Here is a 13,346-nt window from a genome sequence, read left to right on the forward strand (position 1 = left end):
TCCCGCTCTACTCCACCCGACGCTGGGCGTAGGCACGCAGGTTCTCCACCTGCGCGGCGTCCAGCGACGGGCGGACCCGGGACCGGGCCTCGGCGACGTCGGCCGCGGTGACCGCCGCGGTGTTGATGTCGCGTCGCATCGCCGACAACGCCGCCTCCCGCAGCAGCGCCGAGCAGTCGGCGGCCGAATAGCCCTCGAGGTCGGCGGCCAGTTCGTCGAGGTCGACGCCGTCGAGCGGGACGCTCTTGCCGGTCGCGCGCAGGATGTCACCGCGCGCGGCGGCGTCTGGCGGCGGCACGAAGACGAGTCGTTCCAGCCGGCCCGGCCGCAGCAGCGCGGGGTCGATGAGGTCGGGACGGTTGGTCGCGCCGAGCACCACCACATCCTGCAGCGGCTCGACGCCGTCGAGTTCGGTCAGCAGCGACGCGACCACCCGGTCGGCGACCCCGGAGTCGGTGGACTGGCCGCGCCGGGGCGCGAGAGCATCCACCTCGTCGAGGAAGATCAGCGACGGTGCCGATTCCCGCGCGCGGGCGAACAGGTCGCGGACCGCCTTCTCCGACGCGCCGACCCACTTGTCCATGAGCTCGGCACCCTTCACGGTGTGCACCGACAACCGGCCCGACGCGGCGAGCGCCCGCACCACGAACGTCTTTCCGCAGCCGGGCGGACCGAACAGCAGCACCCCGCGCGGTGGGTCGACGCCGAGCCGCGCGAACGTGTCCGGATGCTGCAGCGGCCACAGCACCGCCTCGGTGAGCGCCTGTTTGGTCTCGACCATGTCGCCCACGTCGTCCAACGTGATGGAGCCGAGCGCGATTTCGGGTGAATCCCCGCGCGACACCGGCCGGATCACTTCGAGCGCCCCGAGCAGGTCGTCGGTGCGCAGCGCGGGAGCGGTCTTGTCGGAACTCGCCCGGGCGGCCGCGCGCAGAGCGGCCTCGCGGGTCAGCGCGGCCAGGTCACCGGCGACGAATCCGGGCGCACGAGCGGCGACCGCGGCGAGGTCGAGATCGCCTTCCGTGGGCACGCCCTTGAGGATCGCCGAGAGCAGCCGGGCGCGGGTCGCGGCGTCGGGGAGCCCGACGATGAGTTCGCGGTCGCACAGGTCCGGGTCCCGAAGGCGCGCATCGAGCCGGGCAGGTTCGGCGGTGGTACCCACAAGCGCGACGGTGCCGTCGGCGATGGCCGAGCGCAACGCATCCAGGATCAGGGTGGCCACCGGTTCGGGTTCACCGGGCAGCAGGGCGTCGACGTCGGTGATCAGCAGCACGCCGCCGCCCGGTCCGAGGCGGGCCACGGCGTCGGCCACGGCTTTCAGACGGGCGTTGGATTCCATTGCGCCGGTGGTCGGGCCGTCGACGACGACGAGGTTCCGCTCGGCACACACCGACCGCACCAGGGTGGCCTTGCCGGCTCCCGCGGGACCCGAGATCAGCACGCCCAGTCGCGGTGCGGCACCCAGCGTGCGCAGGACCTCCGGCTCGTCGAGGGTGATCGCCAGCCATTCGGTGAGTTTGGCGATCTGGGTGTCGACGCCGACCAGCTCGGACACCGGGCGCACCGGGCGGCGGTCCTGATTCGACGGCGCCGGGGCGGGGGTGGTGGCCGGCACGATGCCGAGCCCGCCGGGGATCGTGGGAGCGCCACCCGCGGCGGCGGGTCCGCCGTCGGCCCACAGCACAGCGGTGTTGGGTTGCACGCTGACCGGCGACGACGGATCGGTCGCCGACACCGTCAGCAGCTCGTTGGTCCATGTGATGCCGACTGAGCGGGCCAGCGACCGGGTGGCCTCGGTGGCCGCGAGTTCGGGACCCAGGTCCCGGGGCAACAGCGACACCGCGTCACCCACCGACACCACCTTGCCCAGCAGCGCCCGGCGCAGCGTCGCCTCGTCCACCGATCCCGACGCCAGGACCGAGCCGGTCACCACGACGCGGCTCGCACCCTGCACGATGACCCGCGAAAGAACAACGGGCGCATCCTCTTTCACCCCGGCGTTGGAGAAGGTGAGATCGTCGAGCAGGACGAGTCCGGCCGGCGTCGACGCGTCGGCGGCGGCGATGACCGCGGCGGTGACCCGCGCACCGGTGATCGACACGGCATCCCATTCGCGCAACCCGAGCGCGGTGAGCGCCTCGGGGTGCACTCGCACCAGGCCGCGGCGGGCGTCGGCGGCCGACGGGTTGAGCCGGGCGGTCAGCGTCAAACCGGCGCTCATGCAGTGGGTCCGTCGTCGGCGGGGTGATCGGTTGCCTGCGCGGTACCGGTGCGTCCGGCCGCCGTGGTGCCCGCGGGCCGGTTCAATCCCAGCCGGGCCTGTGACTTCTTCAGCGTGGGCCGGCGCCGACGGCCGCCCGTCACCGCGCGGATGGCGCGGCGTTGGGCCCGCCGCTCGGCGGGCCGGTCGTCCCAGAACTCGGGGCGCGAGGCCACCCAGCGTCGCGACCGCCAGGCGAACGGGATGTGCACGGCATAGCCGGCGATGGCGATCATCATCAGCACATACGGGAAGGTCAGCAGCAGGGCCGCGCCGATGGCCACCACGATCAACACTGCGGCCAGCGCGCGCGGCGGCACCGAGGCCGCCTTGAGGGATGCGGTGGGGATGCGGCTGACCGCCAGGAACGCGACGATCACGAGCCACCCGCCGACCGCGGGCAGGGAGGTCCACCAGCCGTCGCCGAACTGCTGGCTCAGGCCGATGGGCAGCAGCGCGCAGATCGCCGCGGCGGGCGCCGGGACGCCGACGAAGAAGTCGCGGGTGTAGGCGGGAGCGTCGTCGTCGTCGAGCAGGGTGTTGAATCGGGCCAGTCGCAGCACGATGGCGCAGCAGTAGATCAGGGCCAGCGTCCAGCCGAGGTCCTGGCCGTTCATCAGGTGGAAGTAGACGATCATCGCGGGCACCACGCCGAAGTTGATCGCGTCGGCCAGCGAGTCGATCTCCGCGCCGATCCTGGTGGTGGCACCCATCATTCGGGCCACCCGGCCGTCGATGCCGTCGAGGAGTGCGGCCGCGACGACGAGTCCCATCGCCACGTCGACGGCGCCGGTGGTGGCCGCGCGCATCGCGGTCAGGCCGGCGCAGATGGCCAGGATGGTGAGCGCCGACGGCACGAACATCCGGCCGGCCGCGGCCTGTCGTCGCAGGCGGTTGCGTTCCGCGGGTGTCGTCGCGGCAGTCGACCGGGTGGTACGCCGGGCCGAACGGCTCGTCGGGATGCGCGCCGAGCGGGCGGTGCTGTCCGGTTTCACGCGGTCCGGCTTGGGGGTGATCATCGCCCCGCTCACCCCTCCAGGATCGCGAGCGTGGTCTCGCCGCCGACAGCCCGCTGTCCGACGGCGACCTGCAATCGGGTGCCCTTCGGGAAGTAGACGTCGACGCGGGAACCGAAGCGGATGAGCCCATAGGTGTCGCCGATTCCGACCTGGTCGCCGACACCCGGTTCACACACGATGCGCCGCGCGATCAGCCCGGCGATCTGGACGACGGCGATCTCGGTCTCGCCGCCCACGGCGTCGGCGCAGCGCAGCGTCATCGTGGTGCGCTCGTTCTCCGAACTCGCCGCCGGCAGATCGGCCGAGACGAAGGTGCCCGGGGTGTGGGTGACCGAGGTGACGGTGCCCGCGATCGGTGCCCGTTGCACGTGCACGTCGAAGATGGACAGGAACGTCGACACACGTGGCAGCGGGTCGGTGCCGAGGTCGGCCTCGGCAGGTGGGACGGCCTCGTCGACCAGCGCAATCGTGCCGTCGGCGGGGGCCACAACGATCCCGGCGCCGGTCGGCGGAACCCGCGAGGGGTGACGGAAGAAGGCGGCGCACGCACCGGCGGCGAGCAGCGCGGGGCGCGCGATCCAGCGGTGTTTGCGGCCCAGCAGTGCGACGGCTGCGGGACCGGCGACAAACGGGATGCCGGCCCGATGGATCGGCGGGATGGTCTCGCGGGCGAGGTCGAGCACGTGGGCAATCGGGTTTGCGGGAGTCCCGTCGCTGGTCACGTCGTCCGGTCGCGGACGTCTGGCCACGTCAACCTCCTGCTCGGGCGCTCCGCCACGTGCGGAATGAGACGCCACGCCGGGCATGGCCGGCACGCCAACAGCTTAGTGGTTGCCCGATGGCTCGCCCGGCGGACCATCCGGCAACCCCGACGATCAATCGTCGAGTGCCAGTACGTCGACACCATCGCCCACGGCGAGTTCGACGACGTCGGCGGGGATGTCGATCAGCGCGTCGGCCGCGGCCAGATACCGCAGATGATGCGACGCGGGCGGACCGATCGGGTCGATCACCAGCCCGTCCTCGCCGGTGCGCAGGACCCCGCGCAGGAACTGTCGTTTGCCGTTCGGGGAGCGCACATCCGCGCCGAGCCGCGCGGTCAGGCGTGGCCGATGCGGCGGCATCCCCATCGCCGCGCGCAGCGGCGGCCGGATGAACACCTCGAAGGACACCAGCGCGCTGACCGGGTTACCGGGCAGGGTGATGATCGGGATGCTCCCGCCACTCGGCGTCGGAATCCGGCCGCAGCCCTGCGGCATCCCCGGCTGCATGGCGACCTTGACGAATTCGACGCTCGGGTTGCGGCTCAGCGCGTCCTTGACCACCTCGTACGCTCCGGCGCTCACGCCGCCGGAGGTGATGATGAGGTCCGCGTCGTCGGCGACCTCGTCGAGGCGGGCGAGGAAGTCGTCGACGTCGTCGGGCACGAAATGCAGATGCCGCGCCATCGCCCCGGCGGCCGTCACCGCCGCGGTCAGCATCGCGCCATTGGACTCGTAGATCTGCCCGTACTCGAGTTCTGTTCCGGCCGTGACCAATTCGGAGCCGGTGGACAGCACGACGACGCGCAGCCGCCGCGCGACGAGGACCTCGGCGATGCCGAGGGCCGCGAGCAAACCGATCTGCGGTGGCCCGATGGTGATGCCCGCGGGCAGCGCCTGCTCGCCGCGGGTGATGTCGGAGCCGGCACGGCGGATGTGTTTGCCCGGCTCGACGGCGGCGGTGATGGACACCGTCGTGACCGAACCGTCGGTCAGTTCGACGGGTACCACGGCGTCGGCGCCGTCGGGTAGCGGCGCCCCGGTCATGATGCGGTGCGCGGTACCGGGTGCCAGCGTCAGTCGGTCGGTGCGCCCGGCCGGGATGTCGTGGGCGACCGGCAGCGCCACCGGACGCTCGGCGGACGCGCCGGCGACCTCGGCTGCGCGGACCGCGTATCCGTCCATCGCCGAATTGTCGAAGCCGGGCAGGGAGATGGGAGCGTCGACGTCGTCGACGGTGACCAGACCCAACGCGGTCGCCGTGGGTACGCGGACGGCTTCGGGGGCGGGGAACAGGGCCGCCACGGCGGCTTGATGGTCGGGCACCGATCGCATGCGCTCAGCATGCCACCCATAGGGTTCGGCCCACACGCTGTGCTGCGGTCCGCGGATCGTCGCACTACATTCGTGCCATGGCCTTGGGCGTGCTGCTCGACATCGACGGGGTGATGGTCACCTCGTGGAAAGCGCTGCCCGGCGCCGTCGATGCCCTCGCCGAACTCGCCGATCGCGCCGTCCCGCGCATGTTCCTCACCAACACCACGTCGCGGTCACGTGGCGAGATCGCGCAGCTGCTCGGCGACTGCGGCTTCGACGTCGACGCCTCCGAGATCCTCACCGCAGCCGCCCTCACCGCCGAATACGTGTCGTCGACCTTCCCCGACAAACGGGTGTGGGTGCTCAACCAGGGTCCGATCGCCGAAGACATGGTGGGTGTCGAACTCACCGACGACCCGTCGTCGGCGCAGGTCATCGTGCTTGGCGGGGCCGGCCCGGTGTTCACCCACGACGCGTTGTCCAAGGTTCTCGAGCTGATGCTCGACGGCGTCCCGGCCATCGCCATGCACCGGTCGATGACGTGGTCGACGGCCGACGGACTCAAGATCGACACCGGCGTCTACCTCGAAGGTCTCGAGAAGGCGGTGGGCCGCAAGATCAAGGCGATCGGCAAGCCGTCGCCGCTGGGGTTCCGGGCCGCCGTCGACCTGATGCAGATGGAGCCGACGCAGGTGGTGATGGTCGGCGACGACATGCACAACGACGTCCTGGGCGCCCAGGCGTCGGCGCTGATCGGGGTCCTGGTCCGGACCGGCAAATTCCGCGAGGAGGCGTTGCGGGCGCTGCAGCGTGACGAGTTCGGGCCGGTTCCCGATCACGTCATCGACTCGGTCGCCGATCTGCCGACGTTGCTGGACAAGCTCGCGTAGCCGGCACGACGCGGTTGGCGACGTTGTAGTAGAAGGTCATCCCACGAGTGACCTTCTACTACAACGTCAGAAGGGGAACCGCTCGGACCGTGGGCGCGTCCAAGTAGACATGCCGATCCCATTCAGGTTGCGTGACCACGCGCTCGAACTCGACGGCGTGATCACCGCGGCCGACGCGCGGAGCCTCGGTGTCGACCGGGCGACGATCCGGCGGCTCGTCGTATCCGGCGAACTCATTACTGTCGGACGCGGGGTGCATCGGATGTCGGCGCACCCGCTCACCGGCCGTACGCGCGTCCGGATGACGACACTGCGCGTAGGACAGCGGGCAGTCCTCAGCGGTGCGGCCGCCGCGTGGTGGTGGGAGGCCGACGACCGGTTCCCGTCGCAGATCACCGTGACGATGCCGGTGGGGGATCATCGTCGTGACGTTCCCGGAACGCGCGTTCGCCACCGTCGCCTCGACGCCGAGGACCAGACCATGCATCGCGGACTCGCGGTCACGTCGGTGCCGCTGTCGGTCCTCGAGGCCGGTGTCGAATGGGGCTCTCGATCGTCGACAACGCGGTGCTCCGAGAGCTCGTCACGGTGGATGGCCTCGCTGCGGCGTATCAGCGCCGCCGCAAGTGTGAAGACGCCGCGGCGGTGGGTCGCATCATCGAAGCTCTCGGATCAGGTGCTCGGTCGGCGGCTGAGCGCGAAGCCGTCGCCATCTTCGAAGCTCACGGGATCGACGGTTGGGTGGCCGGGTACCCGTGCCTCGGCTATGACCTTCTACTACAACGTTCAGGCGACTCAGGCCTCGGCGGCCTTCTTGATCTTGCCCAGCGACTCGGCCATGCCAACCTTCAGTTCTTCCTCGAAGGAGTCGTTGCCACCGAAGACCTTGTCGACGAGGAACGCCGACACCGTCGACGTCTTGCCGCCGGGCGCCTCGCGACGCTCGGTGACCGTGACGCCCTTCTCGGCGGGGGTGATCTCGTAGCTCCAGACGGTCCGGTTCTCGGTGACGCGCCAGCCGATGCGCTTGTTCGGCTCGAACCGCACCACCTTGGCCGTGGTCGGCCACACCAGCGGTCCACGACGATTGATGTTGATGGTCTTGGTGTCCAGATCCACCTTGCCGCCGCGGATGATCATCTTCTTGCACTGCGGGCTCCACTCGCCCATGCGCTTGAGGTCGGAGATCACCGCCCACACCTTCTCCGGTGTCGCATCGACGTCGATGGAATCCTCGATCAACTCGGCAGCCATGTTTCCCCCTCATTGGGTGTGCACTCGGGTCGGCACGTGTCGCCGACCACATCGGCGCTCACCCTATGGCGCTACTGTCTGACCGTCAATAAGGGTCCGGGGTCAGACGATGAGCGTGACGCCGATGATCGCTCCGACGCCGACGAAGACCGCGGCGCTGATCCAGCCGGCGGGATGCGCATCGTCGGCGGAGTGCCGGCCCGACTCCGCGTCGTCGAGCAGCAGGGTGCCCAGCTTGCCCGGGGTGAGCCAGTCGATGAACACGAACGACCACATCATCACCGCGATCGTCAGGACCGCGTAAATGGCGGTGTAGAGCACCGCGCGCCAGAGCACCAGGCCCGCGGTGTCGATGACCGAGCAGACCAGCACGAACGACAGGCCGATCACCATCGAGCCGGCCAGGATGGTCGCGTTCCGGTTGTGGTCGAGCCACACCAGCTGCCGCAACCGGCCGGGGGTCACCAGATCGAGAGCCAGGAAGCCGACGGCGAGCAGGACGATTCCCGCGATGCTGAACGCGGCGGCGTGGGCGAGGTTGTCGCGCAGCATGTCCATGGGAGAACCCTATCCATGCTCGTGGCGATCGGAGTGGTTATCCGACCGCGACACCGAGTCCGAGGTTCTCCCGCAGAGTTCGTCCGGGATAGGCGTCGCGATAGACGCCGAGTTCCTGCAGGACCGGCACCACGTCGTCGACGAAGCGGTCGAGCCCACCGGGCGTGATGTGCGGGACCAGGATGAAACCGTCGCTCGCGTCGGCCTGTACGAGCCGGTTGATCTCGGTGGCGACGGTGCGCGGCGACCCGACGAAGGTCTGCCGCCCGGTCACCTCGATGATCAGCTCGCGGCTCGACAATCCCTTGGCAGTGGCGAGTTGACGCCACTGCGCGGCGACGGCACGCGGATCACGGTGGATGCGGACGCTGGCGCGGCCCTTGCTCACCGTGTTCTCCCCGGCGACGGGGTCGACGTCGGGAAGGGGGCCGTCCGGGTCGTGGCCGGAGAGATCACGATTCCAGAGCTGTTCGAGGAAGACGATCGCGGTCTGCGGGCTCACCTGCGCGAGCCGGACATCATGCGCGATCTCGGCGGCCTCGGCGTCGGTGTCGCCGAGCACAAAGGTCGCCGCGGGCAGGATGAGCAGGTCGTCCCGCGATCGGCCGTGCGCGGCTAGGTGTTCTGACCGGACACGTTAGTCGGTACGGATCGTCAGGATCGATAGCGTGCCGTCAATGCTTCGGCACGCACGTACATGGCATCGCGGACGGAATCTGGCGCTAGTACTTCGGCGTCCGTATCAAGCCGCCACACTGCCCACACCGCATGGCGCAGGTCTTCGAAGGTCACGTCGAGGCGGATCCAATCATCCGGCTCCGGTTCCTCGGCACGGACAGCACTGGCATTCTCCAGCAGTTCCTCACGACGTGAGGTCTTGATGCGGACGACGACGGGGATGTGGTTCTCGGAGAGGAACTGTGCGGTGCGCTCGGCCCAGATGCGGTCGAGGTCGACCTGCGCGGGGCGTTGCGCTGGTTCGGGGAGCGCTTCGGCCCTGAGCATCCGAGACAGACGGTAAGTCCGATCGTCTCCGGACCTCGTCGCCAGCAGGTAAGTGCGCCCGCGGACGGTGACCAGTCCAATCGGATCGACGGTTCGACGACTCGGTGCTTTGCCAGGTGCCGCGTAGTTGAATCGCAGCCGGCGGCCGGTGAGCACCGCGGCTCGGACCTCGCTCATGACGCCGTCGGCCAGGTCTTCGGTGGGGGCACGGCGAGAGAGAAGGTCGGTCTCCGGCTCCACGAGGAACCGTTTGGCCGCATCGCCAAGACTCACCTGGTGCCCCTCGGGCAGCGCGTCGACGACCTTTCGCATCGCCGAGGCTAGCGGTGCGCTGAGGCCGAAGACCTTCTCGCCGCGGGATGATCCGGCGGTGAGCAGCGCGAGTGCCTCGTCATGGTTCAGCCCGGTCAGTTCGGTGCGGAAGCCGGGAAGGAGTGAATAGCCACCGTATCGACCGCGGTCGGCGTAAACCGGGACGCCCGCAGTCGAGAGGGCGTCGATGTCGCGCAGCACGGTGCGCGTGGACACTTCGAGCGCACTGGCCAGCTGGTCGGCGGTTATTCGGTCTCGCTGCCGCAGCAGGAGCACCAGCGAGACCAGTCGGTCTGCTCGCATGCATCCATCTTTACCAGAATACACGACACAAGGTGTCGTGATTCGTTGGGAGGCTAGTAGCGCAGCGTCGAGGACGGCGGCCATAGGGCGGCCGGGCGCTGCGGAACGAATGAACGGAGCAGCGATGGAACGCACGGCAGTAAATCCGGTGACTTGGTCGCAGGAGATGGGCTTCAACCAGGGCGAAGTCATCTCAGGGGAGACAAGGACGCTGTACATCTCGGGACAGACAGCGATGAGCAAGGATGGTCGGCCCGAGCATGACGGGGACGTCGAGGCCCAGCTCGCGTTGGCCGTGGCGAACCTCGAGGCCGTGCTCGCCGAGGCCGGCATGTCGATGGAGAACCTGGTCCGCCTCAACGTCTACACCACCGACGTGGACGCGATGTTCCCGCATTACGGCGTGCTCGCCGGGAAGCTCGGGGCGGCAGGAGTCGCCCCGACTACCACGATGCTCGGCGTCACCCGCCTGGCGATCCCCGGCCAGATGGTCGAGCTCGAAGGAACCGCTGTCGCATAACGTTTCCCCCTTTTTGAATCTCATCTCGGACGGTCAGCAGGGTAACCCTGCTGACCGTCCGAGAGTCCTAAGGAGTCCCATGTCCCACGCAAATGCCGCTCTGACTCCCCGTCACCGTTTCAAAGTCGCTAGCCTGGTCGTAGATGACGGCTGGCCGATCAGCGAGGTCGCCGCTCGCTTCCAGGTGTCCTGGCCGACAGTGAAGCGGTGGGCAGATCGCTACGCAAATGGCGAATCGATGCACGACCGGTCCTCGCGGCCGAAGACCTCGCCGCACAAGACGCGCAAGGCGACGACGAAGCGGTGCGTGAGCCTGCGCCTGCGACTTCGCGAAGGGCCGGTCCAACTTGCGAGCAGGCTCGGCATCGCGCCGTCCACCGTGCATCGAATCCTCACGACCGCCCGGCTGAACCGGCTCGCATACGTAGACCGCGCCACAGGCGAAGTTGTCCGCCGTTACGAGCATGACTACCCCGGGTCGCTCGTGCACGTGGATGTGAAGAAGCTCGGGAACATCCCCGACGGAGGCGGCTGGCGTTATGTCGGCCGCCGCCAAGGCGAAAAGAACCGCTCCGCCACCCTCCGGACAAGCCCCGCAATAAGTGGCACAACCCCAAGCTGGGGTACGCGTTCGTGCACACCGTCATCGACGACCACTCCCGCGTCGCGTACACCGAGGTCCACGACGACGAAACTGCCATCACCACCGCCGTCGCCGTCCTGCACCGGGCAGTCGACTGGTTCGCCAATCGCGGCGTCACCGTCGAGCGCGTGTTATCGGACAACGGCGGCGCGTACCGCTCGCATCTGTGGCGCAATACCTGCGAGGCCTTGTCGATCACGCCGAAGCGGACGCGCCCGTACCGTCCTCAGACCAACGGCAAGGTTGAGCGCTTCCACCGCACCATGGCTGACGGGTGGGCCTACGCTCGCTGTTACTTCAGCGAGCAGGAACGACGCGATGCCCTCGCCGATTGGATTCACCAGTACAACCAGCACCGTCCGCACACGGCCTGCGGCAACCAGCCGCCCTTCTCGCGGTTGACCAACGTCCCCGGTCAGTACAGCTAGGCAGCCCTGACGTCGGCGTAGAACGCAACACCGTCATCGAGCGTGGAGTGCCGGGAGAAGATCGCGTCGGCGTGGGCGGCGGCGAACTCGCGGCCCTCCTCGGAGTCGCCGGCCTGAAAGATGACCGGGCGTCCCTGCGGGCTGCGCGGAACCGGGAAGCGGCCGGCGATGTCGAACTGTTTGTCGCTGCGGGTAAACGCGCCCGCAGCCGGGTCGGCGAGGAATGTGCCGGTGGTCCGGTCGGCGGCGACGTCGTCGTCAGACCACGAATCCCACAGTTGCAGAGCAGTTTCCAGGAATCGACGCGCGCGAACGTAGCGCTGGTCCTCGGGCAGATAGCCGCCGCGCCGGAAGTTCTCACCGGTGAACTCATCCCACGAGGTCACCACATTCCACGCCGCGCGACCGTCGGACAGGTGATCCAGCGACGCGAATTGTCGTGCCACCTCGAAGGGTTCGTTGAAGGTGGAGTTGATGGTGCCGGCCAGACCGAGGTGCTCGGTGACGGCGGCGAGTGCGGCGAGCACCGTGAACGTGTCCGGGCGTCCGACGACGTCGAGGTCGTAGATCTCGCCGCCGTGATCACGCAGCCGCAGACCTTCGGCGAGGAAGAGGAAGTCGAACAGGCCACGTTCGGCGGTCTGCGCGAAATGGACGAACGAATCGAACTCGATGTGGCTGCCCGCCGCCGGGTCGCTCCACACCGTGGTGTTGTTGACGCCGGGGAAGTGCGCGGCGAGGTGGACCTGTTTGGTCATGACGGGACCGCCTCGGCGGGAACGGAATCATGATGGGCGACATAGCGGTTGACCGCAGTGGGGAGGCCGAGTCGCGTGCGCAGGTCGCCACGAGGCGCGACGACGGTGAGCGCCGACAACGCTTCTGCGAGGTGCCCGAGGTCATCCGGGATGGCTGCGGGCAGCAGGCGGACACCGTCGATGCCGGTGCCGGATGCGGTCAGTTCGCCGATCAGTTCGCCGAGTTCGGTGGGCGTCCCGGCGAATACCTGTGTGCCGAAGCCGAGATCGACACCGGCGAGTTCGTCGAGACGCTGACGGCGGTCGTGTGCCTGCGTCGCGGTGCGGTCGAGGTGGACCACGACATCGGCGAACACGAGCGGCGCCTGCTCGGCGATGCGCAGTGCCGTCGACGCCGCGGTGATCGACGTCGCGTCGGATGCGGACAGGAACGCGAGGTCGGCGGAGCGGGCGAGGAAATCGGTCGCGTCGTGTTCGAGATCGGGCCCGGCTCCCGGTCCCTCGAGGTCGACGGAGCCGGCGATCACCGGCCGGCCCTGGGGTGGTCGCGGGGTGATCGACGGACCGCGCACCGAGAAGAACCGGCCGTGAAAGTCGATGTGGTGCAATTTGTCCCGATCGACGAACCGGCCGGTGTCGACGTCGCGGATCTCCGCGTCGTCCTCCCATCTGTCCCAAAGCCGGCGCAGCACCTCCGCATACTCGCCGGCCTCGGCGTAAAGCGACTCGGTCGTCAGATCGTCGGGGGATCGGCGACCCACGAGCCGGACGCCGTCGGCGCTTGCATCCACGGCCACCAGCGCTCCGGCCCGACCGCGACTGACGAAGTCGAGAGTCGCGATGGCCTTGGCCGCATGAAACGGTTCGGTGTGGGTGGCCACCACGGTCGGCAGGATGCCGATGCCGCCGACCTGCGGCGCGACGCGCGCCGCGATCAGTACGGAGTCGAGACGGCCGGCGACCCGGTCGGTGTGCGCGTGTGCGTCGTCGGGATCGGCGACGGTACCCGGGTGGGTGCCGAAACCGTCGTCGATGGTCACCAGGACCGGTGCCGCGGCGGCGGCCGTGCCGATGACATCGCGCCAGTAACCGGCGGTCAACAGATCTTTCGGCCGCGCGGACGGCTCTCGCCAGGCCGCCGGATGCCAGCCGGCGCCGGACAGCCCGACGGCGACAAGGGGAGAGCTTCGCGTCATCTGGTCGACAATCTCCATCTCGTGGGTCGGGTTCACCTGGATAACGCGCCCGGGGTGTCGATCAGACCCCGTCGGAGTGGATGCGATCACGCTGGGCACAACCCTCGCGCGATGTCCGGGCA

Annotated in this window: 10 protein-coding genes and 4 pseudogenes; 4 read left to right on the forward strand and 10 right to left on the reverse strand. The window is 69.0% G+C overall.

Translation table 11 applies throughout. The features are described 5' to 3' along the window. Positions 1–7: 7 nt before the first annotated feature. From GBRO_RS03315 to moeA, 4 genes are all read right to left on the reverse strand, one after another. Entirely contained in the window at positions 8–2,221 is a 2,214-nt protein-coding gene (locus GBRO_RS03315; RefSeq protein ID WP_012832586.1) for an AAA family ATPase, read from the reverse strand. Further along, positions 2,218–3,279 carry a CDP-alcohol phosphatidyltransferase family protein gene (locus GBRO_RS03320; protein WP_052298213.1) on the reverse strand — a complete coding sequence of 354 codons (1,062 nt, stop codon included), beginning with the start codon at positions 3,277–3,279 and terminating at the stop codon, positions 2,218–2,220. Before GBRO_RS03320 ends, GBRO_RS03315 begins: the two co-directional genes overlap by 4 nt. An 8-nt stretch (positions 3,280–3,287) precedes the next feature. Then, the gene (locus GBRO_RS03325) at positions 3,288–4,028 is read right to left on the reverse strand and encodes a phosphatidylserine decarboxylase (RefSeq protein WP_012832588.1); all 741 of its coding nucleotides are present in this window, start codon (positions 4,026–4,028) and stop codon (positions 3,288–3,290) included. Between the two features lie 126 nt (positions 4,029–4,154). Then, the gene (gene moeA, locus GBRO_RS03330) at positions 4,155–5,375 is read right to left on the reverse strand and encodes a molybdopterin molybdotransferase MoeA (RefSeq protein WP_012832589.1); all 1,221 of its coding nucleotides are present in this window, start codon (positions 5,373–5,375) and stop codon (positions 4,155–4,157) included. A gap of 77 nt (positions 5,376–5,452) precedes the next feature. On the opposite strand from moeA, the gene GBRO_RS03335 reads away from it, so the two are divergent. After that, positions 5,453–6,247, forward strand: coding sequence for an HAD-IIA family hydrolase (locus GBRO_RS03335; RefSeq protein ID WP_012832590.1), 795 nt, complete (start codon positions 5,453–5,455; stop codon positions 6,245–6,247). 109 nt (positions 6,248–6,356) lie between these two features. Further along, positions 6,357–6,449, forward strand: a pseudogene (locus GBRO_RS27660) (hypothetical protein); the annotation flags it as partial. Between the two features lie 593 nt (positions 6,450–7,042). Here the strand turns inward: GBRO_RS27660 and GBRO_RS03345 are convergent. The 4 genes and pseudogenes from GBRO_RS03345 to GBRO_RS03360 all read right to left on the reverse strand — a co-directional run bounded on the left by GBRO_RS03345 (position 7,043) and on the right by GBRO_RS03360 (position 9,679). Next, a complete protein-coding gene (locus GBRO_RS03345) occupies positions 7,043–7,501 on the reverse strand; it encodes an SRPBCC family protein (protein ID WP_012832591.1) in 459 nt (152 codons plus the stop codon). Between the two features lie 102 nt (positions 7,502–7,603). Beyond that, the gene (locus GBRO_RS03350; protein ID WP_012832592.1) at positions 7,604–8,059 is read right to left on the reverse strand and encodes a DUF350 domain-containing protein; all 456 of its coding nucleotides are present in this window, start codon (positions 8,057–8,059) and stop codon (positions 7,604–7,606) included. Positions 8,060–8,096: 37 nt separating this feature from the next. Continuing rightward, positions 8,097–8,678 (reverse strand): annotated as a pseudogene (locus tag GBRO_RS03355) (F420-dependent methylene-tetrahydromethanopterin reductase); the annotation flags it as partial. 35 nt (positions 8,679–8,713) lie between these two features. Next, positions 8,714–9,679 (reverse strand): helix-turn-helix transcriptional regulator, encoded by a 966-nt coding sequence (locus GBRO_RS03360; RefSeq protein ID WP_012832593.1) that lies wholly within the window; start codon positions 9,677–9,679, stop codon positions 8,714–8,716. 124 nt (positions 9,680–9,803) lie between these two features. Here GBRO_RS03360 and GBRO_RS03365 point away from each other — a divergent pair, with 124 nt between their 5' ends. Together GBRO_RS03365 and GBRO_RS03370 are read left to right on the forward strand one after the other, a co-directional pair. Continuing rightward, positions 9,804–10,199, forward strand: a complete 396-nt coding sequence (locus tag GBRO_RS03365; RefSeq protein ID WP_012832594.1) for a RidA family protein — start codon at positions 9,804–9,806, stop codon at positions 10,197–10,199. 79 nt (positions 10,200–10,278) lie between these two features. Continuing rightward, positions 10,279–11,270, forward strand: a pseudogene (locus GBRO_RS03370) (IS481 family transposase). A 5-nt stretch (positions 11,271–11,275) separates the two neighbouring features. Here the strand turns inward: GBRO_RS03370 and GBRO_RS03375 are convergent. Together GBRO_RS03375 and GBRO_RS03380 are read right to left on the reverse strand one after the other, a co-directional pair. Beyond that, positions 11,276–12,028 (reverse strand): annotated as a pseudogene (locus GBRO_RS03375) (LLM class flavin-dependent oxidoreductase); the annotation flags it as partial. Then, positions 12,025–13,224 carry an LLM class flavin-dependent oxidoreductase gene (locus GBRO_RS03380; protein ID WP_052298356.1) on the reverse strand — a complete coding sequence of 400 codons (1,200 nt, stop codon included), beginning with the start codon at positions 13,222–13,224 and terminating at the stop codon, positions 12,025–12,027. The pseudogene GBRO_RS03375 and the gene GBRO_RS03380, both read right to left, overlap by 4 nt. Positions 13,225–13,346: the final 122 nt, after the last annotated feature.

Origin of the sequence: Gordonia bronchialis DSM 43247, assembly GCF_000024785.1 — a bacterium.
In the GTDB taxonomy this organism is placed as follows: domain Bacteria; phylum Actinomycetota; class Actinomycetes; order Mycobacteriales; family Mycobacteriaceae; genus Gordonia; species Gordonia bronchialis.